Genomic DNA, 26,032 nt, shown 5'->3' on the forward strand with positions numbered 1-26,032 from the left:
GCGCGCATGAAACTGAGTGATTTTGATTTCGACCTTCCCGAGGACCGCATCGCCGTGCGGCCCGCCGTCCCGCGCAGCTCCGCCAAGCTGTTGATCGCGGATGGGGCGCAGACCCACGACCAAACGGTGGGCGATCTGCCCGATTGGCTGCGCCCCGGCGACCGGCTGGTGCTCAACGATACCCGCGTGATCCCCGCGCGCCTGTCGGGGCTGCGCCACCGCGACAGCGCGCAGGGGCCCGTCACAGCGCGGATCGAGGCCACGCTGCTGGAGCCTCAGGCGGAGGCGGGCGTCTGGTCGGCGCTGATCAAGCCGCTCAGAAAGCTACAGATCGGGGAGGAGGTCGTGTTCTCGGACGACCTGAGTGCGACGCTGGTGGGCGTACAGGACGGGCAGGGGATGCTGGCCTTCAACCTGACGGGCGAGGATTTCGATACGGCCCTCAACGCGGCCGGGGCGATGCCGTTGCCCCCCTATATCGCCGCCAAGCGCGCGGCGGATGCGCAGGACCGCACCGATTATCAGACTGTCTGGGCGCGTCACAAGGGGGCAGTCGCAGCGCCCACGGCCTCGCTGCATTTTGATGCAGCGCTCCTGGCGGCGCTTGAGACGCGGGGGGTGCAGTTCAGCTACGTCACGCTGCACGTGGGCGCGGGCACCTTCCTGCCGGTGAAGGTCGACGACATCGCGGATCACAAGATGCACAGCGAATGGGGACAGGTGAGCACCTCCGCCGCCGCCGAGATCGCCGCGACCAAAGCCGCCGGCGGTCGCGTGATCCCGGTAGGCACCACCGCGCTGCGCCTGATCGAGACCGCCGGACGCGGTGGGCAGATCACCCCCTGGGAGGGCGATACCGATATCTTCATCACGCCCGGTTTCAGCTTCAACGTCGCCGACGCGCTGATCACGAATTTCCACCTGCCACGCTCGACGCTGATGATGCTCGTCTCGGCGCTGATGGGGGTGGACCGGGTGCGGGAAATCTACGCCCACGCTGTCACAAAAAATTATCGATTCTTCTCTTACGGAGATGCGTCGCTGCTGATACCGCCGCGCTGAAACGACCCTCAATGAGTCGCAGACAGGCCCGACGCGGCGTTTGCGGGGCTGTTAGGCGGGGCTGACTGGTAAGGAGACGCGGCAATGCTACAGGTACTCTCCAGCGCATGGGCGCTTTTGTTCGGGATGTTCCTTCTGATGCTCGGCAACGGGATGCAGGGGACGCTTCTGGGTATTCGCGGGGGCTGGAAGGGTTCGACACCTTTGCGATGTCGATCGTGATGTCGGCCTATTTTGCCGGCTTCCTCGGCGGCTCGCGTCTGGCGCCCCGCATGATCCAGCGGGTGGGACACGTGCGCGTTTTTGCGGCACTTGCCTCGATGATCTCAGCAGTGATGATCCTATATCCCAGCTATCCCAGCATCATCGTGTGGACTTTCGGTCGTGTGCTGATCGGGTTCTGCTTTTCCGCCGTTTACGTCACGGCGGAAAGCTGGCTGAACAATGCCGCGAACAATTCCAATCGCGGGCAGGCGCTGTCGCTGTATATGATCGTGCAGACGCTGGGCATCGTGGCGGCGCAGGCGCTGCTGCTGACGGCGGATCCCGGTGGCTTCATGCTGTTCGTGATCCCCTCGATCCTCGTGAGCCTTGCGATCACGCCGATCCTTCTGTCGATCAGCCCCACGCCCGCGTTTGACACCACCAAACCGATGAGCCTGCGCCAGCTGGTCAATTTCTCCCCGTTGGGGCGGTGGGTATGTTCATCCTCGGCGGGATCTTTTCGGCGCAATTCGGCATGTCGTCGGTTTATGGCGCGCAGGCGGGGCTGAGCGTCGCGCAGATCTCGACCTTTGTGGCGACGTTCTTTGTCGGCGCGGTGGTGCTGCAATATCCCGTTGGCTGGCTGTCGGACCGCATGGACCGACGGGTGCTGATCATCGGCGTCTCGGTCATCGGGCTGGTGGGATCGATCATGGGGATGATGCTGGGCCATGTGTTTGCCTTGTTGCTGGTGTCGGCCTTCGTGATCGGCGGCATGGCAAATCCGCTTTATTCGCTGTTGATCGCCCACACCAACGACTTTCTGGAGCATGAGGACATGGCCGCCGCCTCAGGCGGTCTGCTGTTCATAAACGGGCTGGGCGCGATCCTGGGGCCGGTCATCACCGGTTGGATCATGGGCACGTCGCTGGGCCCTGCGGGGTTCTATTTGTTTACCGCGATCCTGTTCGTGGCGATGGTAGTCTATGCGGGCTACCGCGCGACCGTGCGCGATACGGTGCCCGTGGACGAGACCGGTCAATACGTGGCCATGACACCCTCGGCCACGGCGGTGGCGATGGAAATCGCGCAGGAATACGCCATCGAAAGTGAGCTGGAAGACAGCGCCGGGGACCCCGAAACGGACCAAAAGTGACCTAAAGGAAACATTTTTAGGCATCCGCGCGGTGTTAGCGCAATTATTGCAGCCTCGTTGCAATTTGTGTCTGTCAATCGTGCGGGGCCTCTGTCTACCGTCTCCTATTGACCAAGGCTGACACATGGGAGTGGGAAAATGGTTGATCCGCAGGACGTCCTGTCATTCTGGCTTGATGAGGTTGGGCCGTCGGGGTGGTACGCCACCGACGCAGCGCTTGACGCGAAGATCGCCGCGCGCTTTGGCCCGACGATCGAGGCAGCCCGCAGCGGCAGCCTCGGGCTTTGGCTGACCTATCCCTCCGGCGCGCTCGCCTATCTGATCCTGACCGATCAGTTCACCCGCAACATCTATCGCGGCACGGCAGAGGCATTCACGCTCGACCCGCTGGCGCTTGCGGTGGCGAAACAGGCGATCTGCAAGGGGTGGGACAAGAAGATCGACGCGCCCGCGCGGCAGTTCTTTTACCTGCCCCTGATGCATTCCGAAAACCTCAGCGATCAGGACCGGTGCGTGCGGCTGATGTGCGAGCGGATGCCGGAGAGTGACGACAACATGCTGCACGCCCGCGCACACCGTGAGGTGATCCGCCAGTTCGGTCGCTTTCCGTACCGCAATGAAGCCCTCTCGCGCACGCAGACGCAGGGAGAGCAGGCCTATGCTGCCGCCGGGGGCTACGGTCACACGCTCCGCACATTGCAGCAGGCGCAGGCCGCCTGAACCGGTCCACTATGGCGTCCCGGAAACCCGCGTCCGTTTGGCGCGGGTTTTGCATGTCGGCCTTGCACGGCTTGCCATTGATGGTCGACCGGAGATGGTTTAATGGTAAACCATATTCTGGCTTAACTGCGCGAGGTGCCCCATGGCCGAGACTTCCTATGATCTGATCGTGATTGGCGCCGGGCCGGGTGGCTATGTGGCCGCGATCCGCGGCGCGCAGCTGGGGATGAAGGTCTGCATTGTCGAGCGCGAGCATCTGGGCGGCATCTGCCTGAACTGGGGCTGCATCCCGACAAAGGCGATGCTGCGCTCGTCCGAGGTGTTCCACCTGATGCACCGGGCCAAGGAATTCGGCCTGAAGGCCGAGGGCATCGGCTATGACCTCGACGCGGTGGTCAAACGCTCACGCAAGGTGGCCGGGCAGCTGTCGGGCGGCATCGGCCATCTGATGAAGAAAAACAAGGTCACCGTGGTGATGGGTGAGGCGACGATCCCCGCCAAGGGCAAGGTGAGCGTCAAGACGGACAAGGGCACCGAGAGCCTGAGCGCCAAGAACATCGTGCTGGCCACCGGCGCGCGCGCGCGCGAGCTGCCGGGGCTGGAGGCTGACGGCGACCGCGTGTGGACCTACAAACACGCGCTGCAACCCAAGCGCATGCCGAAAAAGCTGCTGGTCATCGGATCGGGCGCCATCGGCATCGAATTCGCGAGCTTTTACAACACGCTGGGGGCCGACACGACCGTGGTCGAGGTGATGGACCGCGTGCTGCCCGTCGAGGACGCCGAAATCAGCGCCTTTGCCAAGAAATCCTTTGAAAAGCAGGGCATGAAGATCATGCAAAAGAGCATCGTCAAGAAGCTCGACCGCGCCAAGGACAAGGTGACCGCGCACATCGAAGTGGGCGGCAAGCTGGAAAAGCAGGAGTTTGACACGGTAATCTCGGCCGTGGGGATCGTGGGCAATGTCGAGGGGCTGGGCCTCGAAGAGCTGGGCGTGAAGATCGACCGCACCCATGTGGTCACCGATGAATATTGCCGCACGGGCGTCGACGGGCTGTATGCCATTGGCGACATCGCGGGCGCGCCATGGCTTGCGCATAAGGCCAGCCACGAGGGCACGATGGTGGTCGAGCATATGGCGGGCAAACACGTGCATCCGGTGAAGGCCGAGACGATTGCGGGCTGTACCTATTGCCATCCGCAGGTCGCCTCCGTCGGCTATACCGAAGCGAAGGCGAAAGAGCTGGGCTACGACATTAAGGTCGGGCGCTTTCCCTTTATCGGCAACGGCAAGGCGATCGCGTTGGGTGAAGAGAACGGCATGATCAAGACGATCTTTGACGCCAAGACCGGCGAGCTTTTGGGCGCGCATATGGTGGGCGCGGAAGTGACCGAGCTGATCCAGGGATACGTGGTGGGGCGCCAGTTGGAGACGACCGAGGAAGACCTGATGCACACCGTCTTCCCGCATCCCACGCTGTCGGAAATGATGCATGAGGCGGTGCTCGACGCCTACGGGCGTGTCATCCACATGTGATCCAGCGGACGCGCTGACGCGCGATTATCTTTATCGGCGCGCGGGGCAGGCGTGAGCCCCTCATGGCATGGTTTGAGTGTGCCGTGAGGACTGAAAATTTGCTGAGACGGTGTTCAGGGCGCGGTGCGTCCTGAACGACCTTGCTCGAGTGTCTGCCCGCCGGGACCGCGTCAAGGACATGCGGGGCATGCGCCCCGTCGGCTGCGCCGATCCTTGACCCGGCCCCGACGGGCGTTGCGCCCCGCTATATGCGCTGGCATAATCACCGCATGGTAAGCCTCAATCGTGTCGTCATGGGACCGGCCTCGCGCCGGATGATCCAGGCCCTGAAACCGCAACGGCTTCAGGTGGCCGAGATTTCCGGCTGGTACGGGGAGCAATTCGATTTCAAATCCTACGAGAAATTCCGTTATCCCGAATATGACATCTGCGCGGGGCCGTATCTGGACCCCGAGACGGGCAAGCCGCGCAAGTTCGATCTGATCCTTGCCAATCAGGTGTGGGAGCATCTGGACCGCCCCTATCAGGCGACCAAGAACGTGCGGCGTATGCTGAAAAAGGGCGGGAAGTTCTGGGTGGCGGTGCCGTTTTTCATTCCGTTCCACGCGGCCCCCATGGATAATTCGCGCTGGTCGGCGCGCGGGCTCAAGAATTTCCTGATCGAATGCGGGTTCGAGGAGCATCTGATCGAGGCGCACCAATGGGGCAACCGCCACGTGGCGCGCCGTAACCTCGAAGATACCTGGCCGCCTGAATACGACGAAGCCACCGACGATATCGAAAACGACCCCGAGATGCCCATCTGTGCCTGGGCCATGGCCGAGCGCAGCTGATGGGGCGATCCTGGCCGATGATCCTCGCGCTGTGGGGCGCGGGGCTGGGGGCGGCTGCGCAATACGCGAAGTTCTCGGTGATCTACGATCTGTTGCAGGCGGAATATGGCAGCGGCGCCGCCGTGGGGTGGCTTGTATCCATCGTCGGCGGGGTGGGCATCGTGCTGGGCGTGGTGGCCGCGATGCTGGTCGGGCGCGTGGGCTTTCGCCGCGCGCTGCTGGGGGCGCTCTGGCTGGGCGCTGGGGTGTCCTTCGCGCAAGCCCTGATGCCAAGCCTGCCGGTGATGCTGGTGTTGCGCGGGATCGAGGGCGTGTCGCATCTGGGCCTTGTGGTGGCCGCGCCAACACTGATTGCGCAGGTGGCCACAGATCGCGATCGCGGGCTGGCGCTGACGCTTTGGGGTACATTCTTTGGCGTGGCGTTTGCGGTGATGGCCTGGGGCGGGCGCCCGCTGGCGCTTGCGGCGGGTCTTCCTGCCCTCTTTGCGGTCCACGGCGCCTATCTGGCGCTTTTTGCGCTGGCGCTCGCACGCCCCTTGCGCGGGGTGCTTGAGGCCGATGCGCCCTCGATGAAGGTTGTCGCCACGCATCTGGCCATCTACCGCTCACCGCGTATCGCGGCGCCTGCGGCGGGCTGGCTGTTTTATACGTTCTGTTTTGTGTCGATCCTGACGGTGTTGCCGCCGTTCCTCGACCCGTCGGTGCGGGCGCCGGTGATGGGGGCGATGCCGCTGGTCAGCATCGCCGTGTCGATGACCCTGGGCGTAGCACTCTTGCGCGTGATGAGCGCGGTGCAGGTGGTGATGCTGGGGTTTGCGCTGTCGGCGCTGGCGATGGTCTGGCTGGCGCTGGTGCCCGCGGGGCCGGTGGCCTGTCTGGCGCTGGCGGGCGCGATGGGACTGATCCAGGGGGCGACATTTGCCGCCGTGCCGCAGCTGAACGCGGCGCCGCAGGCGCAGGCGCAGGCCAATGGCGCCATGGCGCAGGCGGGCAATCTGGGCAACACGCTTGGCACCCCGGTGATGGCGCTGGCGCTGGCGGGGGCGGGCTATGCCAGCCTGCCGCTGATCGCGGGGGGTGCGTTTGTGGCCGGGCTGGCGGTGCACGCGGGTTTGGCGGCGCTGCGTCAAAAATCGTAATGTTCCGTTAACGTTCTTGTTTTGCCATTGGAGAATCCGCCCGCGCGGCCTATATCCCGCAGGGTGGAAAAGGGGTGACCAATGGCCGAGCTCAAGAACATCGAAGTCCGCGGCGCGCGCGAGCATAACCTCAAGGGGATCGACGTGGATATTCCGCGCGATCAGCTGGTGGTTATCACCGGGTTGTCGGGCTCCGGCAAATCCTCGCTCGCCTTTGATACGATCTATGCCGAAGGGCAGCGCCGCTATGTCGAGAGCCTGAGCGCCTACGCCCGCCAATTCCTTGATATGATGCAGAAACCGGATGTGGATCACATCTCTGGTTTGTCGCCCGCTATCTCGATCGAGCAAAAGACGACCTCGAAAAACCCGCGCTCCACCGTGGGCACGGTGACCGAAATCTACGACTACATGCGTCTGCTGTTCGCGCGGGTCGGCACGCCCTATTCGCCCGCTACCGGCAAGCCCATCGAGGCGCAGCAGGTGCAAGACATGGTCGACCGGATCATGAAGATGCCCGAGGGGACGCGCGCCTATCTGCTGGCCCCCATCATCCGCGACCGCAAGATCGAGTTCCGCAAGGAGTTCCTTGAGCTGCGCAAGCAGGGGTTTCAGCGGGTGAAGGTCGACGGCGAGTTCTACGAGCTCGACGAGCCGCCCACGCTGGACAAGAAGTTCCGCCACGACATCGACGTGGTCGTCGACCGGCTGGTCGTGCGCGAGGGGATGGAGACGCGGCTGGCCGACAGCCTGCGCACCGCTTTGGACCTTGCCGACGGGATCGCGATCCTTGAGACGGCGACGGAGGAGCCCGAACGGTTCACCTTCTCGGAAAAATTCGCCTGCCCTGAGTCGGGCTTCACCATTTCCGAGATCGAGCCGCGGCTGTTTTCCTTCAACGCGCCCTTCGGTGCGTGCCCGGCCTGCGACGGTCTGGGCAAGGAGCTGTTTTTTGACGAACGCCTCGTGGTGCCGGATCAGAATCTGAAGATCTACGACGGCGCGCTGGCACCCTGGCGCAAGGGCAAGAGCCCTTATTTCAAACAGACGATCGAGGCCATCGCCAAGCACTATGGCTTCAACCAGAACACAAAGTGGAAGGATCTGGATGCCAAGATCCAGCAGGTGTTCCTCTACGGGTCCGGCAAGGAAGAGATCAAATTTCGCTACGACGAGGGCGGGCGCGTCTATGAGGTCAGCCGCGTGTTCGAGGGGGTGATCCCCAACATGGAGCGCCGCTACCGCGAGACGGACAGCAACTGGATCCGCGAGGAATTCGAGCGCTATCAGAACAACCGCCCTTGCGGCACCTGCGATGGCTACCGCCTGCGCGAGGAAGCGCGCGCGGTGAAGATCGGCAAACCCGACGATCTGCGCCACGTCGGCCAGATCGTCGAGATGTCGATCCGGGAAGCCTTTGACTGGTGCGAGACCGTGCCGGAGGCGTTGAGCGTGCAGAAAAACGAGATCGCGCGCGCGATCTTGAAAGAGATCCGCGAGCGGCTCGGTTTTCTGAATAACGTTGGACTTGAATACCTTACGCTGTCACGTTCAAGTGGTACATTAAGTGGCGGGGAAAGCCAGCGTATCCGGCTGGCCTCCCAGATCGGCTCGGGCCTCACCGGCGTGCTCTATGTGCTCGACGAGCCGTCGATCGGCCTGCACCAGCGCGACAATGACCGCCTGCTGCTGACGCTCAAGAACCTGCGCGATCAGGGGAACACCGTGATCGTGGTGGAACACGATGAGGAAGCGATCCGCGAGGCCGACTATGTGTTCGACATCGGGCCGGGGGCAGGCGTGCACGGCGGGCAGGTGGTCGCCCACGGAACGCCCGCCGAAATCGCTGCCAATCCCGACAGTGTCACCGGCCAGTACCTGACCGGCGCGCGCGAGATCGCAGTGCCCGTTAAGCGCCGCAAGGGTAAGAAGAAATCGGTCAAGGTCGTGAAAGCTACCGGCAATAATCTGCAAAACGTCACTGCCGAATTCCCGCTGGGCAAGTTTGTCTGCGTCACGGGTGTGTCGGGCGGCGGAAAATCGACGCTGACCATCGAGACGCTGTTCAAGACCGCGAGCATGAACCTCAACGGCGCGCGCCAGACGCCCGCGCCCTGCGAGACCATCAAGGGTCTGGAGCACCTCGACAAGGTGATCGACATTGATCAACGCCCCATCGGGCGCACGCCGCGTTCGAACCCCGCCACCTATACCGGCGCCTTTACCCCGATCCGCGACTGGTTTGCCGGGCTGCCGGAGTCCAAGGCGCGCGGCTACAAACCCGGGCGCTTTTCGTTCAACGTGAAGGGCGGGCGGTGCGAAGCGTGCCAGGGCGACGGCGTCATCAAGATCGAGATGCACTTTTTGCCCGACGTCTACGTGGAATGTGAGACCTGCAAAGGCCAGCGCTATAACCGCGAGACGCTGGAGATCAAGTTCAAGGGCAAGAGCATCGCTGACGTGCTCGACATGACCGTTGAGGACGCGCAGGAGTTCTTTGCCGCCGTGCCGTCGATCCGGGAGAAGATGGATGCGCTGATGCGCGTGGGGCTCGGCTACATCAAGGTGGGCCAGCAGGCGACGACGCTCTCTGGCGGTGAGGCGCAGCGCGTGAAGCTCTCCAAAGAGCTGAGCAAACGCTCGACCGGTCGCACGCTCTACATCCTAGATGAGCCGACAACGGGGCTGCATTTCGAGGACGTGCGCAAACTGTTGGAAGTGCTGCACGAATTGGTCGATCAGGGCAATTCGGTGGTGGTGATCGAGCATAACCTCGACGTGGTGAAAACCGCCGATCACATCATTGATGTGGGCCCCGAAGGCGGCGACGGCGGCGGCACGATCGTCGCCACCGGCACGCCGGAGGAAGTCGCCGAGGTTGAGGGCAGCTATACCGGGCGCTACCTCAAGCCGATGCTGGCACCCAAGCGGAAGGTTGCGGCTGAATGATCAGCCGCGCCCCCGCGCGACGAACCTCGGCAACATCGCGCTGAAATCCCGGCCCTTGCCGTCTTCATCCTCGACGAACTGGCGGTAAAGCTCCAGCGCGCGGGCGCCCATCGGGGTGTCGGCATCCACGGCCTCGGCTGCCTGCTGGCTCAGCCCCAGATCCTTGAGCATCAGCTCGGCGGCGAAACCGGGCGTGTAGTCGTTGTCAGCGGGACTTTGCGGGCCAACGCCGGGGGCAGGGCAGTAGGCGTTCATCGACCAGCTGTAGCCTGACGAAGTGCTGGCCACGTCAAACATCTTTTGTCGGTCCAGCCCCAGCTTGTCCGCCAAAGCGAAGGCTTCACAGGTGGCGATCATCGTCGCACCCAGGATCATGTTGTTGCAGATCTTGGCCGCCTGACCGGCGCCCGCCTCGCCGCAATGCACGGCCTTCTGCCCCATGATCTCGAACAGCGGGGAGGCGGTGGCGAAATCTTTTGCGGTGCCGCCGGCCATAAAGGTCAGCGTGCCGCCCGCCGCGCCACCGATCCCGCCCGACACCGGCGCGTCGACAAATCCGATGCCGCGCGCGGTCGCATCCGCCGCCACGCTGCGTGCGCTGTCCACATCCACGGTCGAGCAATCGATCAAGGTCGCGCCCGCCGCCATCTTTGGCAGGATGTCGGCGGCGACGTCCCGCAGGATCTGCCCGTTCGGCAGCATGGTAATGACGATATCCGCGCCCGTCACGGCAGCCTGCGCGCTCTCGGCCATCTCGGCACCCTTTGCGGTCGTACCCGCCACGTCAAACCCGACGACGGTGTGGCCTGCGGCGGCAAGGTTCTGCGCCATCGGCGCACCCATGTTCCCCAGTCCGATAAATCCGATCCGTGCCATCCTCTTTCCCTCCAGCGTCAATTGCGTTTTCAAGGGTTGCAGCATCTTGGCCACCGCCGTCAACGGCACGTCAGCGTCGGCGTACTGCCATTTCGGCGCACGGTCCTTGTCGATGATCGCCGCGCGGATCCCCTCAAGGAAATCCCCGTGCTCCATCGCGCGGGCGGTAAACCGGTACTCCAGCTCCAGCGCCCGCTCCATGCTCAGCGAGGGGCCGCGCAACCGGTGCAGCATCTCGACCGTGCAGGCCATCGACAGCGGGCTGTTGCGCCCCATCGCCTTGAGCGTATCGCGCGCGAAATCGCTATCGGTGCCGCGCAAATCGGTCAGGATATCGCCAAGCGCCTCGCCCGCGAAACAGGCGTCGATCTGCTCTTGCAACCCTTGCAGCGCGCCCGGCGCGACGCCCGTGGCAGCCGTTTCCACCGCCGCAACATCGCCGTCACGCTCAAGCGCCGCAATCAGTTCGGGCCAGCGTTCCTGCGGCACGAACACATCCGCAAACCCGGCGTAAATCGCATCTGCCGCCGCCATCCGCGCCGCCGTCAGGCCAAGATATTCGCCCAGCCGCCCGGGCGCCAGCGCCAGCATCAGCGTGCCGCCCACGTCCGGAACAAGTCCAATGCCACATTCGGGCATTGCAATGCGGCTGCTTTCGCCCACCACCCGGTGCGAGCCGTGACAGCCCAGCCCAACGCCGCCGCCCATGGTAAACCCTTGCAGGAAGGACACGACCGGCTTGGGATAGCTGAAAATCTTGTTGTTGAGACGGTACTCATCGGCCCAGAACCGCTGCCCGTAGGCAAAATCGCCCGCGCGGCCGGTCTCGTAGAGGTCCGCAATATCGCCGCCAGCGCAAAAGGCACGATCGCCCGCCGCGTCGATCACGACCAATGCAACAGCGTCATCGTCGCGCCAGCGGTCCAGCGCCTCCTCGACGGCGGTGATCATCGCCCAGGTTGCCGCGTTCAGCGCGTCGGGGCGGTTCAGTGTGATCCGCCCGGCACGGCCCGTCACACGAATGTCGATGTCGCTCATCGCGGCTCCTCAGCGGTTCTTGAGCATGTCACGGGCGACAATCACCCGCATGATCTCATTGGTACCCTCAAGGATCTGGTGCACCCGCAGATCGCGCACCAGCTTCTCGATCCCGTAGTCGGCAAGGTAGCCATAGCCGCCGTGCAACTGCAAACACTGGTCGACAACACGCGATCCGGCCTCGGTCACGAATTTCTTCGCCATGGCGCAGAACTTCGTGGCATCCGGCGCGCCGGTATCGAGCTTCCACGCCGCCTGCCGCAGGAACGTCCGCGCCGCCTGTAGCTCGATTTCCATATCCGCAAGCCGCCACTGCAAGCCCTGGAACTGGTCGATCGACTGACCAAATGCCTTACGCTCCCCCATATAGTCCAGCGTCGCGCTCAGCGCGGTCTGTGCGGCCCCCAGCGAACAGGCCGCAATGTTGAGCCGCCCGCCATCCAGCCCCGCCATCGCGTATTTGAAACCCTGACCCTCTTCGCCCACCAGATTTGCCGCAGGCACCTTGCAGCCGTCGAACTGGACCTGCGCGGTCGGTTGGCTGCGCCAGCCCATCTTATCCTCGAGCCCGCCAAACGACAGCCCCTCGGCCCCGTCCTCGACGTACAGCGTCGACACGCCGCCCGCACCGTCGTCGCCGGTGCGCACCATACACACATAGGCATCCGAATAGCCGCCGCCCGAGATGAACGCCTTGGTCCCCGTCACCGTATAGCCGTCATTGGTGCGCTCCGCGCGGGTCTTCAGCGCTGCCGCATCCGATCCCGATCCCGGCTCGGTCAGACAATAACTCAGCACCGTCTTCATGCTCAGCACATCGCCCATGACCCGGTTCTTCATCTCGTCCGAGCCAAAGGTATCGATCATCTTGGCGCACATGTTGTGGATCGACAAAAACGCCGCAACCGACGGGCAGGCCATCGACAGCGCCTCGAACACCAGCGTCGCATCCAATCGCGACAGACCCGCCCCACCGCCGTCCTCAGAGACATACAGCCCGCCGAACCCCAGCTCGGCGATCCGCGGCCACAGCTCCTTGGGGATCGTGCCGTCCCGCTCCCACGTCTGCGCATGGGGCGCGATGTGCTCCTGACCAAAGGCATGCGCCATGTCAAAAATCGCCGTCTGCTCTTCACTCAGTGCAAAATCCATCGGGGTCCTCCGCAGGTGTTATTGAACACACGTTAAATTCCAATCCTTGCGCAAGTTTTGCAACCCCGTAAAGCCGTGGCAAGGGGACGCCACCGCCCCCTGCACCCTTTCAAAAATACCTAAATGCCGCCGCCCGCCACGCACGACCGGTCGGGGTAGGGTGGCTTACTCCATCACGGGGATGGAGAATTCGCCGCCTTCCTTGATCCCGGACGGCCAGCGCGCCGTGACGGTCTTGGTGCGCGTATAGAATTTGAACGCATCGGGGCCATGCTGGTTGAGATCGCCAAAGACGGATTTCTTCCAGCCGCCAAAGGTGTGATAGGCCAGCGGCACGGGGATCGGCACGTTGATGCCCACCATGCCGATGTTGATCCGGTTGGCAAAATCCCGTGCCGCATCGCCGTCGCGGGTAAAGATCGCGGTGCCGTTGCCGTATTCATGATCCATCGCCAGACCCAGCGCTTCCTCGTAGCTCTGCGCACGCACACAGGTCAGCACGGGGCCAAAGATCTCCTGCTGGTAGATGTCCATCTCCTTGGTCGCGCGGTCAAACAGGTGGGGGCCGACGAAAAAGCCGTCCTCATAGCCCTGCAATTTGAAATCGCGCCCGTCGACCACAAGCTCAGCCCCCTGGTCGATGCCGGTCTGCACCAGCCGTTCGATGTTGGCCTTGGCCGCCGCCGTAACGACGGGGCCGTAATCCACATCATTACCCGACGTATAGGGCCCGACCTTGAGCGCCTCGATGCGTGGCACCAGTTTTTCGATCAACCGGTCCGCGGTCTCATCGCCCACGGGCACGGCCACGGAAATCGCCATGCAACGCTCGCCCGCCGCACCGTAGCCGGCACCCACCAGCGCGTCCGCCGCCTGATCCATATCCGCGTCGGGCATGATGATCATGTGGTTCTTGGCGCCGCCGAAACACTGCACGCGTTTGCCGTTCGCACAGCCAGTGGCGTAGATGTATTCCGCAATCGGGGTGGAGCCGACAAAGCCCACCGACTGGATCACCTCATCGTGCAGGATCGCGTCGACCGCTTCCTTGTCGCCGTTGACCACCTGCATGATGCCCTTGGGCAGACCCGCTTCTTCCAGCAGTTCGGCCAGCATCAGCGGCACGGAGGGGTCACGCTCGCTGGGTTTCAGGATAAAGGCGTTGCCGCAGGCGATCGCCGGGGCGCACATCCACATCGGGATCATCGCCGGGAAGTTGAAAGGCGTGATGCCGGCCGTGACGCCGAGCGCCTGACGCATCGAATACATGTCGATGCCCGGACCCGCGCTGTCGGTGTATTCCCCTTTCAGCAGCTGCGGCGCGCCGATGCAGTATTCGACGACCTCAAGCCCGCGCTGAACATCGCCCGCCGCATCGGGCAGGGTCTTGCCGTGCTCGCGGCTGAGCGCCTCGGCGAGCTTGTCCATGTCGCGGTTGAGAAGATCCACGAATTTCATCAACACCCGCGCGCGGCGCTGGGGATTGGTCGCGGCCCAGGCGGGTTGGGCGGCTTGGGCATGGGCGACGGCCTGTTGCAGCTCTTCCTTGCTGGCGAGCGGGCATTTGGCCTGAACTTCGCCGGTGGCGGGATTCATGACGTCGGCGAAGCGGCCTGATGTGCCTTTGACGTGGGCGCCGTTGATGTAGTGGGTGAGCTCTTGCATTGCGGTCTCCTTGTTGAGAGTTGCGTCACTGTAGTCTTGCAAAAACGCGGGTAAAAGGGGGAGATAGGCAAAACAATTTTGCGAATTTGCAAGACGCCAGGGATGAACGCGCGTGTCTGTCTTAATAGCGAAGGGCGTAAAATAGGTATTTGGAAAAGGGTGCAGGGGGCGGGTGTGCCCTGCGTCCTACGGGGAGGCGGATGCAGAACTGGGATGATCTTCGGCTTTTTCTGGCGGTGGCGCGCGAAGAAAGCCTGTCAGGTGCAGGAAAGGTGTTGCGGCTGGACCCCGCGACACTGGGTCGGCGCATGGCGCGGCTGGAGGCGGATCTGGGCAAGGCGCTTTTTGTGAAATCGCCGCAGGGCTACGCCTTGACCGCCGAGGGGACAGATATGCTGGAGCGGGCGGCGGCGGCGGAGCGCGCGATGCTGGCCGTACGCCGCCCGGCGTCGGGGACGGCGGAAGGGTTGAGTGGCCAGATCAGGATCGGGGCGCCCGATGGATGTGCGAATTTTGTGCTGCCACAGGTCTGCGCCGCGCTGGCGCGGGAGAATCCAGCGCTCGACATTCAGATCGTGGCCCTGCCGCGGGTGTTCAACCTGTCGCGGCGCGAGGCGGATATGGCGATCGGGGTCAGCGCGCCCACGGCGGGGCGGTTGGTGGTGCGCCAGATCACCGATTATACACTGCACCTGGCGGCGAGTGAGCGGTATCTTGCGCAGGCGGGCGGCATCGCCTCCGTCGCGGATCTGCGCGATCATCCGATGGTGGGCTATATTCCCGACATGATCTTTGACCGGGAGTTGGATTACCTGGCCGATCTGGGGGCGGGACGGGTGCGGCTGGCGTCGAATTCGGTGGCGGTGCAGATGAACATGATCCGGCAGGGCGGCGGCGTGGGGGTCGTGCATGACTTTTGCCTGCCCTTCGCACCCGGGGTGCGGCGGATCCTGCGCGACACCGTCAGCCTGCGCCGCGCGTTCTACCTCATACGGCACGCCGACGACGCGCGCACGCCGCGGCTCAGCCGGTTTGCCGATGCGCTGGTGGCCGGCTTGCGCGCAGAGGTGGCGCGGCTTCAGGTGCTGGACGCTTGACACAAGCGCCCTTTGCAGCGGAGCATGGGGGGATACCATTTTGATCCTGGGAGGATATTGAATGCTGGTATCTCAAATCCTGAGCGGCAAGACGAGCGATACGCTGGTGACCGCGCTGCCGTCGATCACATTGTCGGAGGCCGCAGCGCGCCTTGGCGAGGCGGGGATCGGCACGCTGCTGATCTCGCGCGATGGGGCCACCGCCGACGGCATCCTGTCGGAGCGCGACATCGTGCGCCAGATCGGCAAGCGCGGCGCGGCCTGTCTGAGCGAGCCTGTCGAGACCGTGATGACGCGCAAACTGGTCACCTGCACGCGCGAGATGCGCGCCGATCAGGTGCTGCAAAAGATGACCGACGGACGGTTCCGTCACATGCCCGTCCTGGATGACGCGGGCACGCTGGTGGGGCTGATCAGCCTTGGCGACGTGGTCAAGGCCCGGCTGATGGAGCTTGCGATGGAGAATGACGCGCTTGAGGGGATGATCCGCGGGCATTAAGCGCGCTCTTGCATCTTTTGGGGCTGCGTGATTGCCTGGGCTCCGTTGTCACGACCTCAGCGAAGGAATGAGCGTATGCGCGTCGGTCTGTATCCCGGAACCTTTGACCCGATCACACTGGGACATCTCGACATCATCCGCCGCGCCGCCACATTGGTCGACAAGCTGGTGATCGGTGTTGCGATCAATCGCGACAAGGGGCCGCTTTTCTCGCTCGAAGAGCGGGTGGCGCTGGTCGAGGCGGAATGTTCCGAATTGGCCGCGCAGACAGGGATCGAGATCACCGTGCACCCGTTCGAGAACCTTTTGATCGATTGTGCCCGCGATGTCGGTGCGCAGATGATTGTGCGCGGGCTGCGCGCAGTGGCCGATTTTGAGTATGAATATCAAATGGTTGGCATGAACCGGCAGCTCGATGACGCGATCGAGACGGTGTTCCTGATGGCCGAGGCACAGCACCAGGCGATCGCGTCAAAGCTGGTCAAGGAGATTGCGCGCCTGGGCGGCGACGTGAGCAATTTCGTAACCCCCCGCATCAATGCGGAGTTGCGCGCCCGATTTGACGAAAAGGCCTAGCGCCAGAAGGCCAGCCATTCGATCAGGTCGGCCAGTTTTTTTGCCAGGAAAACACCGTGTTCGGTGCCGTAGTAGACATAGTCGACAACGATGGCGCCCACGATCAGCAGACCCAGCACAAGGGCGATACGGTTGGTCATGGGCAGTCCTTTTGCGGCGTGGCGCCGTGATAGGACAGCACCGCGCGCGGCGCAAGCTTAGCCAAGCTCTCCCATCGCCACCGCGACATCCGCCATGCGCACCGAGAACGCCCATTCATTGTCGTACCACGCGAGCACCCGCACGGTCCGGTCGGCCACGACGATGGTCTGATCGGGGGCAAAGATGCTGCTGAACTCCGTGCCGTTGAAATCGATCGAGACTTTGGGCGCGGGGTCATAGGCCATCACCCGGCGCATATGCCCTTCGGCGGCGGATTTGGCCGCGGCATTGATTTCCTCGACCGTGACGTCACGCCCGGCGGTGAATGTCAGATCCACGGCAGAGACGTTGGGCGTGGGCACGCGCATCGCGGTCCCATCGAGCTTTCCCTTGAGCGCGGGGAGCACTTCGCCCAACGCCTTGGCCGCGCCGGTGGAGGTCGGGATGATCGCCATGGCGGCGGCGCGCGCGCGGTACAGATCCTTGTGACGGCGGTCGAGCGTCGGCTGGTCGCCTGTGTAGCTGTGGATCGTGGTCATCAGGCCGCTTTCGATGCCGACGGATTCGTGCATGACCTTGGCGAGCGGGGCGAGGCAGTTCGTGGTGCACGACCCGTTCGAGATCATCGTATCGGTTTTTTGCAGCTCATCGTCGTTGACGCCGAAAACGATGGTGCGGTCGACGTTCTTGCCCGGTGCCGAGAGCAGCACCTTTTTCGCGCCCTGGGTGATATGTGCGCGGGCCTTGTTGCCGTCGTTGAATTTGCCCGTGCACTCCAGCACCACATCGCAGCCCGACCAGTCCAGCTCATCGAGGTTGTAGGTCGACATCACCTCGATATCGTTCTGGCCGAGGTTGATGTAATTGTCGTCGACCGTGATCTCGCCGGGGAAGCGTCCGTGCACCGAATCGTAGCGCAGCAGGTGGGCCGCCGTCTCGATCGGGCCTGTGGCGTTCAGCTTGACCACTTCGATGTCCTCGCGCCCCGACGCGGCGATGTGCGACAGCACGCAACGGCCGATACGGCCGAAACCGTTGATACCGACTTTGATGGTCATGGGAACGCTCCTGAGCTTGGGTCTTTGCGCCTGCTATAGACCCGCGCGGGCCGGCGCCGCCAGTGCCAAAGGGGCGCGCGATTGTGCTGTTAGCGTTAAATTTTGTGGTTAGCGCAATCAAATCCGGTGTCGAGGGCTGTTGGCGCGGGACGATACCGCGCTAGGTTGCACGCAGCATGATGAAGGAGCCCGCGTGATGAGTGGATTGATTGCCCTGTTCGATGATGTCGCCGCGATTGCAAAGGTGGCGGCGTCTTCGGTCGATGACGTGATCGGGCAGGCGACCAAGGCATCGGCCAAGGCGGCGGGCGCGGTGATCGACGATGCGGCGGTGACGCCGAAATACGTGCAGGGCTTTGACGCCGATCGCGAACTGCCGATCATCTGGCGCATCACCAAGGGCAGTCTGCGCAACAAGTTGCTGATCCTTCTACCGGTGGGGCTCGCGCTGTCGGCCTTTGCGCCCTGGCTCATCGCGCCGCTGTTGATGCTGGGTGGGGCGTATCTGTGTTTCGAGGGGGCCGAAAAGGTCGCGCATGTCATGGGGTGGAGCCACGGGCACGAGGATCACCCCGGCAAGGAGGAGGTGATCGAGGATCCCGCCAAGCTCGAAGAGCAGAAGGCGCAGGGGGCGATCAAGACCGATTTCATCCTGTCTGCTGAAATCATGACGATCTCGCTCGCCGCAATTCCCGAAAGCGGTTTCTGGATGGAGGCGGCGACGCTGGCCACGGTGGCAATCCTGATTACGGTAGCGGTCTACGGATCGGTCGCGCTGATCGTCAAGATGGACGATGTGGGGCTGGCTATGGCGACCAAAGGTCGGTTGTCGCTTACCCGGGCTGTGGGGCGCGGCCTGGTCAAGGGGATGCCGGGCTTTCTCAAACTGCTGACCATTGTGGGCACGGCGGCGATGCTGTGGGTCGGTGGCTCGATCATCGTGCACGGGCTGGCCGAGATGGGCGTACACGGGCCAGAGGATTTCATCTACGGTGTCGCCAAGACGCTGAGCGCCCCGTTTACAACCGGCGCGGGGCTGATCGACTGGCTGACCAAAGCGGTGATTGACGGGATTCTGGGGCTTGCACTGGGGCTCGCGCTCATCCCCGTGGGCGAGCGGCTGATCACACCGATCTGGCGTAAGGTGACGGGCGCGGTGCCAGTCTGAGGGCGGTACGGGAAAAGGCTATGGGCGAGGGGCGTTCAGGGCGGCGGGCGTCAGCGCGTCAGGCGCGCCCCGATGGCTGAGGCGATCATTGCGAAGGCAAGTGTCGCCATGCCAAGATGGCCAAAGATCACGTAATTCCACAGGATCGACCAAATCCCGGCACCGGAGAAGAGCGCGATAATCGCGGCGACACCGCCGGTCATCATTGCTGTCATAAGATAGGCCATCGTCCCCTCCATACCCGTTTTGGGTGTTGAATTATCCTGCATCCTAATCGTTAACCTAGCATTAAGATCGATCAAGACAATCATAGGTTAGCCGGGGGATATGGCTGAAGATCGCCGTAAATATGGCAACACTGGCACGAATTAGCCGAAGCGCGGGCAACAATCCGGTGTTTTTCCGGGGTTTGCGGCGGGTCCGTACCCGAATGCGCCGGACCACCCGTGCAGGGGGGCTGGGGGGAACCGCGCCGTTGTCGGCAGACAAACAAAAAGGGCGCCGCAACGGGCGCCCTTTGTTCCTGTCCTGCGCGCGCCGCTACAGCAGCGCTTTTGCCCGCTCCGCCACGGTCTCGGCGGTGATGCCGTATTTGACGAACAATTCTTCGGCGGGGGCGGAGGCGCCAAAGCTGTCCATCCCGACAAAATCGGCCTTGCCCCATTTGCCGCGCTCGCCCAGCAGCCACTGGTCCCAGCCTTGACGCACACCGGCCTCGACGCCGACGCGCACGGCGCCACCGGGCAGCACCCGCTTGCGGTAGGCGTCGTCCTGCTGGGCAAAAAGCTCCATGCAGGGCATGGACACAACGCGCGTGCCGATGTCGTCTGCCTGCAACAGATCACGCGCGGCCAGCGCCACGGAAACCTCGGACCCGGTGGCGATCAGGATCACCTGACGCTTGCCCTCCGCATCTACCAGCGTATAGGCGCCCTGCGCGCTGAGGTTCTTTGTCTTGTGCTCAAGGCGCACCGTGGGCAGCCCCTGACGGGTCAGGGACAGCACCGAGGGCGTCTCTTTTTGCGTCAATGCCAGCTCCCACGCCTCTGCCGTCTCGATCGTGTCGGCGGGGCGGAAGACCAGCGTGTTGGGCGTGCTGCGCGAGATTGCCAGATGCTCGACCGGCTGGTGGGTCGGGCCGTCCTCGCCCAGACCGATGCTGTCGTGGGTCATGACGTAGACGACGGGCTGTTTCATCAGCGCCGACAGGCGCATCGCGGGGCGCGCGTAGTCGGTGAAACACATGAACGTGCCCGAATAGGGGCGCACGCCGCCGTGCAGCACCATGCCGTTCATCGCACTTGCCATGCCATGCTCGCGGATCCCCCAATAGACATAGCGGCCCGCGCGGTTGTCGATGTCGAACACGCCCAGATCGGCGGTCTTGGTGTTGTTCGATCCCGTCAGATCGGCGGATCCGCCAACGGTTTCCGGCATGATCGGATTGATGACTTCAAGCACCTTTTCCGACGACGCACGGGTGGCGAGTTTCGGCGCCGTCTCGGACATCTGTTTTTTGAACGCCTTGATCGTTGCGCTCAGCTTTTTCGGCGGATCGAGGTCCAGCGCGCGGTTGAACGTCTCGCGTTTGGCGCGGGGCATCTTGTCAAACCGCTCTTCCCACGCGCGGCGGGCGTCGGCACCACGCGCGCCGATGGCTTCCCACTGTGATTTCACATCCTCCGGCACGTGGAACGGCGCGTGCGGCCAATCCCAGGCTTTTTTGGCGGCTTCGGCGGCATCCGCGTCGGTCAGCGCGCCGTGCCCTTTCGAGGTGTCCTGCGCCGCGTGACCAAGCGCGATATGCGTCTTGCAGGCGATCATGCTGGGGGTGTCGGTCTTTTTCGCGGCCGTCAGGGCGGCGTCGATCTCATCGGGGTTGTGGCCGTCGATTTCCTGCACGTCCCAGCCTGCGGCACGGAAGCGCGCGACCTGATCGGTGGTGTCCGACAGGGTGACGGGGCCGTCGATGGTGATGTTGTTGTTGTCCCACATCACGATGAGTTTGCTCAGCTTGTGACGGCCAGCGATGGTGATCGCCTCCTGGCTCACGCCTTCCATCAGGCAGCCGTCACCGGCGATGACATAGGTGTGGTGGTCGACGACCTTGGCCCCGTAGGTGGCGCGCTGGATCTCTTCGGCCATGGCAAAGCCTACGGAATTGGCGATGCCCTGACCCAACGGGCCTGTCGTGGTCTCGATCGCGTCGGCCAGGAAATTCTCGGGGTGGCCCGCCGTGCGCGCGCCCATCTGGCGAAAGTTCTTGATCTCCTCGATGGGAAACTGCGCGTCGCCCACCAGATGCAGCAGTGAATAGATCAGCATCGATCCATGGCCCGCCGACAGGATGAACCGGTCACGGTCTGGCCAGGTCGGCTGTGCCGCGTCGAATTTCAGATGTTTTTCAAACAGAACGGTCGCCACATCGGCCATTCCGATGGGCATGCCCGAGTGACCGGAATTGGCGGCAATCACCGCGTCGAGCGTCAGCGCGCGGATGGCGCCCGCCTTTGACCAGTGATCGGGGTGGGCTGTGGCGAGGGCTTTGAGATCCACGGGCGGGGTGCTCCATTCGCTAGGGGATTTTGCGCCTCAATATCAGGGTGCCGCGAAAGATCAAGCGACCCCCGGCCCGTCGGTTTAAGGTCGCGGGGCAAGTGGCTGTTTACAAAGGCGGGCGGCGAATGCACCTTAGGACGCACTTGATCGGCCCCGCGCGGGCGGCGAGACGATTCGCCCGATGCGCCCAGCGGGCCGGGTGAAATCGAAAGGGTCGACCCGCGCATGAGCGATATCGAAGAACTGCAACGCCGGATCACGGCGGCGATGGATCAGATCGCCTTTGGCGTCGACCGCATCGCGGCCAAACCTGCCGCACCCGATCCCGACACCCTGCAACAGCTTGAGGACGAGCGTACCGCAAACGCCCAGTTGCAGGAGCGCGTGCGCGGTCTACGCACCAAATCCGAGGCGGAGCAGGCGCAGCTGCGCGCGGCACTCGACGAGGCCGAGGCGCGGATGGCGCAGCTCGATATCGAATTGCAGCGCGTGCGCCGCGCCAACGCGCAATTGGCCGATGCCTGCGCCGCGCTGCGCGAGGCCAATACAGAAGGGGTCGGCGAGCCGCATCTGATCAACAAGGCGATGCTCGCCGAGCTTGAGGGCCTGCGCGCCGCGCGCGCGGCGGATGTGGCCGAGGCGTCGGTGATCCTGGCCAGCCTGCAACCGCTCATCGATCAATCCAGCCCCGCCGCGGAGGACAGCTGATGCCCGAAGTCAAGATTTCCATCGGGGGCCGCCATTTCGATGTGGCCTGTCAGGAAGGCGAGGAAAGCTATCTGCACGCGGCGGCCAAGATGCTCGATGACGAGGCGCAGGTGCTCAGCGATCAGGTGGGCCGTCTGCCGGAGGCGCGCATGCTGCTGATGGCGGGCCTGTTGCTGGCCGACAAGACCGCCAGCGTCGAGGACAAGATCGTCGAGGTCCGCGCGGAGTTGGCCGAGCGCGAGGCGGAGCTGGAAGGGCTGCGCAACGTCGTGATCGAGCCCGAGCGGATCGAGGTGCCCGTGGTGCCGCAATCGGTCACCGACACGCTGGCCGAGATTGCCGCGCGTGCGGAATCGCTGGCCGCCGAAGTGGACGAGAAAACCGGCGACTGACCGGCGCGCTCAGTTGTCGCGGCCCGGCTCATCGGGATTGCTGGAAAACAACGCGATCTTGTTGCCCTGCGGGTCGCGCAGATAGCTCACGTAGAAGTTTGCGCCGTAGTTGGGGCGAAAGCCCGGCCGCCCCTCATCCGCGCCACCGGCGGCGACGGCAGCGGCGTGCAGATCGCGCACCTGCTGCTGGCTGGAAGCCTCAAAGGCTACCATCGCCCCGTTGCCGGCGGTCGCAGGCCCACCGTCGAACGTGGGTTTTACGTAGAAATCCGGCAGTGAGGGCCGCGCGCCCTCGGCCACGGGCAGGACAAAGCTGAGCCCCTCGGGCCCTTCGTGCACCCCATAGCCAAGCGCGGGCAGAAGCGCGGTATAAAAGCGCCGTGCGAGGGCGATGTCATCGGCGCCGACGGTGACATAGGAAATCATGGTGGTCCTTCCGGGGCCGTGTGGCCCCCATAAAAAACGCGCCCACGGGTCTGTCGCGGGCGCGTCTATAAGCGAACCGGCAAGAAGCCTCAGCCGTTGGCTTCGCGGATCTTGTCGGCGGCATCCTTGTCGAAACTCACGCCGTTTTCCGCAAAAAGCGTATCCAGCTCGCCCGACAGCGTCATCTCGGTGATGATGTCGCAACCCCCCACGAATTCGCCTTTCACGTAGAGCTGCGGGATCGTCGGCCAGTCCGAGAAATCCTTGATCCCTTGGCGGATGTTTTCGTCGGCCAGCACGTTTACGTCGGAATACTCCACGCCCATGTAGTTCAGCACACCGGCCACGCGGCTGGAAAATCCGCACTGCGGCATTTCCTTGGTGCCTTTCATGAACAGCACGACATCGCTGCCGCTGACCGTTTCCTGGATCTGTGTCTGTGCGTCGCTCATTGGTCTTTCCTTACCGGCACGGGGATGGGCCGTTCATTCGGTGTTGGCATCGCCCGCCACAGGGCTGCGGCGCCAAGGGCGCCGAGCACGGCGATGAGGGTGAAAAGGGTCATGTCGGTCTCTCCTGATTGCGGGAAACGGTTAATCGGGTGCGCGGGTGGTCAGCGCCAATGCGTGCAGATCGCCCGCCGGCCCGTCCATCTTGCCCTTGAGGGCGGCGTAGACGGCGCGCTGCTGCTGCACGCGGTTCTTGCCGCGAAAGCTTTCATCGACGACCATCGCGGCCATATGCACCCCGTCGCTGCCCTGAACCTCGATCTGCGCGTCGGGAAACGAGGCGCGCAAAAGCTCTTCGATCTCGTGGGCCTGCATGGGCATGGGGCGGTCTCCTTGGGCTGTCTTGGCCAAGATGTAGTCGTGCGGGCAGGCGGGTGCAAGATGCTGTGCCGCCGCATCGACGGGCCTTGCATCCACCAAAGTATTATTTGACGATCCGGCCCCGACCTCCGACAAACGGAGCCTGTCACTCAAGGAGCGCGCCCATGAACACTCTTACCGGAGCCCCCGAACAGGCGCTTGCCTGGATCCGCGCCGGGCGGCGCGCGGCGCTTGCGACGGTGGTGGAAACATGGGGTTCCGCGCCCCGGCGCACGGGCGCACAGATGGTCGTCGCGGACGATGGCGCGATGGAGGGGTCGGTTTCGGGCGGCTGCGTCGAGGGGGCCGTAGTGCTCGAAGCGCTTGAGGCGTTGGAGGAGGGCGCCTGCAAGCTGCTCGAATACGGGGTCAGCGACGGCGACGCCTTTGCCGTGGGCCTCGCCTGCGGCGGTACGATCCGCGTGCTGGTCGAACCCATCGGCGCGGGCGGGATGCCCCAGGACATGCTCGAAGAGCTGGTCGCCCACCGGGCCGCGCGCCGTGCCGTGGCCTATGAGGTGCGCCTTGATGGCAGCGCCCGGCGGCTGGTGACTGAGGGCCATGCAGAGCGCTTTGCCAAGGACCGCTCGGGCGTGGAGGCGGATGGCGATACCTTTGTCGCCCTGCACAATCCGCCGTTGCGGCTGGCGATCGTGGGGGCGGTGCACATCGCGCAGGCGCTGGTGCCGATGGCGCAGATCGCGGGCTTTGACGCGGTGGTGGTCGATCCGCGCGAGGCCTTCGGCGCGCCCGCGCGCTTTCCGGGCGCACGGGTGCTGAACGACTGGCCCGATGCGGCGCTGGCGGAGGTGGGCCTCGACGCGCGCACGGCGCTGGTGCTGCTGACCCATGACCCCAAACTCGACGATCCGGCGCTGCTGCTGGCGCTGCGCTCGCCCGCGTTCTACATCGGTGCGCTGGGATCGAAACGCACCCACGCCGCGCGGGTGGCGCGGATGGAGGAGGCGGGGTTCGATGCCGACACCATCGCGCGCATCCACGGTCCCGTGGGCCTTGATATCGGCGCGGCCAGCCCGCCCGAGATCGCCGTCTCGATCCTTGCGCAGATGATCGACCGGTTGCGCCGCGCGTGAAATTCGGGGCCGTTCCCACCGCTGAAGCTGTCGGGGCCATCCTTGCCCACTCCGTGCCCGTCGATGGGCGGCGCCTGCGCAAAGGAATCACGCTGACGCAAGCGGACATTGCGGATCTGACGGCGGCAGGGGTGGCGGAGGTCATCGTCGCGCGCTTGTCGCAGCGCGACGTGCATGAGAACGCCGCCGCCGATCTGCTGGCCGATGCGCTGCTGGCGGACGCGCGGGGCCTGACACGCTCGGCGGCGTTCACCGGACGCGTGAACTTGCTGGCCGAAGGGGCAGGGGTGGTGCGGCTGGACGCGGCGGCCATTGCCGCGATCAACGCGATCGATCCGATGATCACCATCGCCACCGTGCCTGATTTCCAGCAAATGCGCGCCGGTGGCATGGTCGCCACGATCAAGATCATCTCCTACGCCGTGGACCGCACCGCGCTGGAGCGCGCCATCGCGCAGGCCCGTGGCGCGCTGACGCTGCACCGCCCGCAGATCGGTGCGGCGACGCTTGTCATCACCGACATTCCCGGCGGCGCGGGCGACAAGGGGCGCGAGGCGATTGCGGCAAGGCTCGACGCGCTGGAGGTGGCCCTGACGCAAACCGTGCGCGTGCCCCACGAAACGGCGGCACTGGCGGGCGCGATTGCGGCCGTGCAAACACCGCTGACGCTGATCCTCACCGGCTCTGCAACCTCTGACGCACATGACGTGGGCCCCGAAGCGCTGCGCGCGGCGGGTGGCACGGTCACGCGCTTCGGGATGCCGGTTGATCCGGGCAATCTGCTGTTTCTGGGGGTGCGTGCGGGCCGGGCGGTGATCGGCCTGCCCGGCTGCGCGCGCGCGCCGGCGCTCAATGGCGCCGATTGGGTGCTGTCGCGGCTGGTCTGTGGGATCGAGGTAAGTGCAGAGGATATCGCGGCGATGGGCGTGGGCGGATTGCTCAAGGAAATTCCGACGCGGCCGCAACCCCGCCGGGGCCCCGCGCCAAAAGCCTCTGAGACCTAGGTCGGAGATACGACCAAAGTACCCCGGTCCCGACACCCATGTGACCCGCAGCCCCTCAGTTTTCGGGTTCTCAACTGCCGGGGTGCGTGCTTAACTCACTTCAATCTCAA

General features: G+C 64.1%; 25 protein-coding genes and 2 pseudogenes. 15 read left to right on the forward strand and 12 right to left on the reverse strand.

From position 1 onward, the window contains the following. Nucleotides 1-6 precede the first annotated feature (6 nt). The 7 genes and pseudogenes from queA (at nt 7) to uvrA (ending at nt 9,600) form a co-directional block, all read left to right on the forward strand. On the forward strand, nt 7-1,062 hold the full coding sequence (gene queA, locus KDD17_RS05365; protein WP_212705622.1) for a tRNA preQ1(34) S-adenosylmethionine ribosyltransferase-isomerase QueA: 1,056 nt from the start codon (nt 7-9) through the stop codon (nt 1,060-1,062). Nucleotides 1,063-1,146: 84 nt separating this feature from the next. Beyond that, nucleotides 1,147-2,422 (forward strand): annotated as a pseudogene (locus KDD17_RS05370) (MFS transporter). 138 nt (nt 2,423-2,560) lie between these two features. Next, the gene (locus tag KDD17_RS05375; RefSeq protein WP_212705623.1) at nt 2,561-3,142 is read left to right on the forward strand and encodes a DUF924 family protein; all 582 of its coding nucleotides are present in this window, start codon (nt 2,561-2,563) and stop codon (nt 3,140-3,142) included. A 142-nt stretch (nt 3,143-3,284) separates the two neighbouring features. Further along, the gene (gene lpdA / locus KDD17_RS05380) at nt 3,285-4,679 is read left to right on the forward strand and encodes a dihydrolipoyl dehydrogenase (protein WP_212705624.1); all 1,395 of its coding nucleotides are present in this window, start codon (nt 3,285-3,287) and stop codon (nt 4,677-4,679) included. 293 nt (nt 4,680-4,972) lie between these two features. Then, complete coding sequence (locus tag KDD17_RS05385; RefSeq protein ID WP_254796896.1) at nt 4,973-5,512, forward strand: class I SAM-dependent methyltransferase; 540 nt, start codon at nt 4,973-4,975, stop codon at nt 5,510-5,512. Then, entirely contained in the window at nt 5,512-6,651 is a 1,140-nt protein-coding gene (locus tag KDD17_RS05390) for an MFS transporter (protein WP_254796897.1), read from the forward strand. Before KDD17_RS05385 ends, KDD17_RS05390 begins: the two co-directional genes overlap by 1 nt. A gap of 81 nt (nt 6,652-6,732) precedes the next feature. After that, a complete protein-coding gene (gene uvrA / locus KDD17_RS05395) occupies nt 6,733-9,600 on the forward strand; it encodes an excinuclease ABC subunit UvrA (protein WP_212705626.1) in 2,868 nt (955 codons plus the stop codon). Here the strand turns inward: uvrA and mmsB are convergent, their stop codons facing one another. From mmsB to KDD17_RS05410, 4 genes and pseudogenes are all read right to left on the reverse strand, one after another. After that, a complete protein-coding gene (gene mmsB, locus KDD17_RS19085; RefSeq protein WP_348541496.1) occupies nt 9,601-10,476 on the reverse strand; it encodes a 3-hydroxyisobutyrate dehydrogenase in 876 nt (291 codons plus the stop codon). 81 nt (nt 10,477-10,557) lie between these two features. Then, nucleotides 10,558-11,514: pseudogene (locus tag KDD17_RS19090) on the reverse strand (enoyl-CoA hydratase/isomerase family protein); the annotation flags it as partial. Nucleotides 11,515-11,523: 9 nt separating this feature from the next. Further along, complete coding sequence (locus KDD17_RS05405) at nt 11,524-12,666, reverse strand: acyl-CoA dehydrogenase family protein (protein WP_212705628.1); 1,143 nt, start codon at nt 12,664-12,666, stop codon at nt 11,524-11,526. A gap of 165 nt (nt 12,667-12,831) precedes the next feature. Beyond that, on the reverse strand, nt 12,832-14,331 hold the full coding sequence (locus KDD17_RS05410; RefSeq protein WP_212705629.1) for a CoA-acylating methylmalonate-semialdehyde dehydrogenase: 1,500 nt from the start codon (nt 14,329-14,331) through the stop codon (nt 12,832-12,834). A 200-nt stretch (nt 14,332-14,531) separates the two neighbouring features. On the opposite strand from KDD17_RS05410, the gene KDD17_RS05415 reads away from it, so the two are divergent. From KDD17_RS05415 to coaD, 3 genes are all read left to right on the forward strand, one after another. Continuing rightward, entirely contained in the window at nt 14,532-15,428 is an 897-nt protein-coding gene (locus tag KDD17_RS05415) for a LysR family transcriptional regulator (protein ID WP_212705630.1), read from the forward strand. A gap of 61 nt (nt 15,429-15,489) precedes the next feature. Beyond that, nucleotides 15,490-15,927: a CBS domain-containing protein gene (locus tag KDD17_RS05420; RefSeq protein ID WP_212705631.1), complete on the forward strand. Its 438-nt coding sequence runs from the start codon at nt 15,490-15,492 to the stop codon at nt 15,925-15,927. A gap of 75 nt (nt 15,928-16,002) precedes the next feature. Next, nucleotides 16,003-16,503 (forward strand): pantetheine-phosphate adenylyltransferase, encoded by a 501-nt coding sequence (gene coaD, locus KDD17_RS05425; protein WP_212705632.1) that lies wholly within the window; start codon nt 16,003-16,005, stop codon nt 16,501-16,503. Here coaD and KDD17_RS05430 read toward each other — a convergent pair. Both KDD17_RS05430 and gap read right to left on the reverse strand, forming a co-directional pair. Beyond that, entirely contained in the window at nt 16,500-16,643 is a 144-nt protein-coding gene (locus tag KDD17_RS05430; RefSeq protein ID WP_212705633.1) for a hypothetical protein, read from the reverse strand. The genes coaD and KDD17_RS05430 overlap by 4 nt on opposite strands. A 57-nt stretch (nt 16,644-16,700) precedes the next feature. Beyond that, a complete protein-coding gene (gene gap, locus KDD17_RS05435) occupies nt 16,701-17,702 on the reverse strand; it encodes a type I glyceraldehyde-3-phosphate dehydrogenase (protein ID WP_212705634.1) in 1,002 nt (333 codons plus the stop codon). A gap of 196 nt (nt 17,703-17,898) precedes the next feature. On the opposite strand from gap, the gene KDD17_RS05440 reads away from it, so the two are divergent. Beyond that, nucleotides 17,899-18,870, forward strand: coding sequence for a DUF808 domain-containing protein (locus tag KDD17_RS05440; protein WP_212705635.1), 972 nt, complete (start codon nt 17,899-17,901; stop codon nt 18,868-18,870). Nucleotides 18,871-18,920: 50 nt separating this feature from the next. On the opposite strand, the gene KDD17_RS05445 is transcribed toward KDD17_RS05440, so the two are convergent. Both KDD17_RS05445 and tkt read right to left on the reverse strand, forming a co-directional pair. Next, on the reverse strand, nt 18,921-19,097 hold the full coding sequence (locus KDD17_RS05445) for a hypothetical protein (RefSeq protein ID WP_212705636.1): 177 nt from the start codon (nt 19,095-19,097) through the stop codon (nt 18,921-18,923). A 313-nt stretch (nt 19,098-19,410) separates the two neighbouring features. Beyond that, nucleotides 19,411-21,426, reverse strand: coding sequence for a transketolase (tkt, locus tag KDD17_RS05450; RefSeq protein WP_212705637.1), 2,016 nt, complete (start codon nt 21,424-21,426; stop codon nt 19,411-19,413). Between the two features lie 228 nt (nt 21,427-21,654). Here tkt and KDD17_RS05455 point away from each other — a divergent pair, with 228 nt between their 5' ends. Continuing rightward, nucleotides 21,655-22,137: a hypothetical protein gene (locus KDD17_RS05455; protein ID WP_212705638.1), complete on the forward strand. Its 483-nt coding sequence runs from the start codon at nt 21,655-21,657 to the stop codon at nt 22,135-22,137. Next, nucleotides 22,137-22,529 (forward strand): cell division protein ZapA, encoded by a 393-nt coding sequence (locus KDD17_RS05460; protein WP_212705639.1) that lies wholly within the window; start codon nt 22,137-22,139, stop codon nt 22,527-22,529. Before KDD17_RS05455 ends, KDD17_RS05460 begins: the two co-directional genes overlap by 1 nt. A gap of 9 nt (nt 22,530-22,538) precedes the next feature. Here the strand turns inward: KDD17_RS05460 and KDD17_RS05465 are convergent, their stop codons facing one another. From KDD17_RS05465 to KDD17_RS05480, 4 genes are all read right to left on the reverse strand, one after another. After that, on the reverse strand, nt 22,539-22,955 hold the full coding sequence (locus tag KDD17_RS05465; protein ID WP_212705640.1) for a VOC family protein: 417 nt from the start codon (nt 22,953-22,955) through the stop codon (nt 22,539-22,541). Nucleotides 22,956-23,044: 89 nt separating this feature from the next. Next, on the reverse strand, nt 23,045-23,407 hold the full coding sequence (gene grxD, locus KDD17_RS05470; RefSeq protein ID WP_212705641.1) for a Grx4 family monothiol glutaredoxin: 363 nt from the start codon (nt 23,405-23,407) through the stop codon (nt 23,045-23,047). Further along, the gene (locus KDD17_RS19095; protein WP_212705642.1) at nt 23,404-23,520 is read right to left on the reverse strand and encodes a hypothetical protein; all 117 of its coding nucleotides are present in this window, start codon (nt 23,518-23,520) and stop codon (nt 23,404-23,406) included. Before KDD17_RS19095 ends, grxD begins: the two co-directional genes overlap by 4 nt. Before the next feature lie 28 nt (nt 23,521-23,548). Beyond that, nucleotides 23,549-23,785, reverse strand: coding sequence for a BolA/IbaG family iron-sulfur metabolism protein (locus KDD17_RS05480; RefSeq protein WP_212705643.1), 237 nt, complete (start codon nt 23,783-23,785; stop codon nt 23,549-23,551). Between the two features lie 164 nt (nt 23,786-23,949). On the opposite strand from KDD17_RS05480, the gene KDD17_RS05485 reads away from it, so the two are divergent. Together KDD17_RS05485 and KDD17_RS05490 are read left to right on the forward strand one after the other, a co-directional pair. Beyond that, entirely contained in the window at nt 23,950-24,918 is a 969-nt protein-coding gene (locus KDD17_RS05485) for an XdhC family protein (RefSeq protein WP_212705644.1), read from the forward strand. Beyond that, a complete protein-coding gene (locus tag KDD17_RS05490) occupies nt 24,915-25,922 on the forward strand; it encodes a molybdopterin-binding protein (RefSeq protein WP_212705645.1) in 1,008 nt (335 codons plus the stop codon). The genes KDD17_RS05485 and KDD17_RS05490 overlap by 4 nt, the downstream gene beginning before the upstream one ends. Nucleotides 25,923-26,032 lie beyond the last annotated feature (110 nt).

Source organism: Sulfitobacter albidus, from assembly GCF_018200035.1.
Classification (GTDB): Bacteria; Pseudomonadota; Alphaproteobacteria; order Rhodobacterales; family Rhodobacteraceae; genus Sulfitobacter; species Sulfitobacter albidus.